The sequence below is a fragment of the Sphingomonas sp. Leaf412 genome (genome assembly GCF_001425405.1).
Classification (GTDB): Bacteria; Pseudomonadota; Alphaproteobacteria; order Sphingomonadales; family Sphingomonadaceae; genus Sphingomonas.
Genome location: NZ_LMQP01000001.1, coordinates 393,594 through 393,930, shown reverse-complemented (window position 1 = coordinate 393,930; position 337 = coordinate 393,594).

The window sequence follows — 337 nt, the reverse complement described above, 5'->3', positions numbered from 1 at the left end:
GGATCGCGGCGGAGACGATCCTGGCGGCGGAGCGGGTGCCGGAATGGCTGTGATTGTGTCGCGGGAAGAGGGAGTTCTCGCGAAGACGCGAAGACGCGAAGAAAGGGGTTCACGCGGAGGCGCGGAGGCGCGGAGAAGAAGGAAGGTTTTTGCGCGCAGAGGCCCAGAGGGACGCAGAGGACGCGCTCGTAGGTATAGTCTCGCGTCAGCGAAACCTTCAATCTGCGTGGCGACAGGAGGATCGCTGGCCGCTGACGCGGCCGGGTCGCCACGGGTGGTGTACCTCCGCGCCTCCGCGCCTCCGCGTGAACCACCCCGCCTTCGCGTCTTCGCGTCT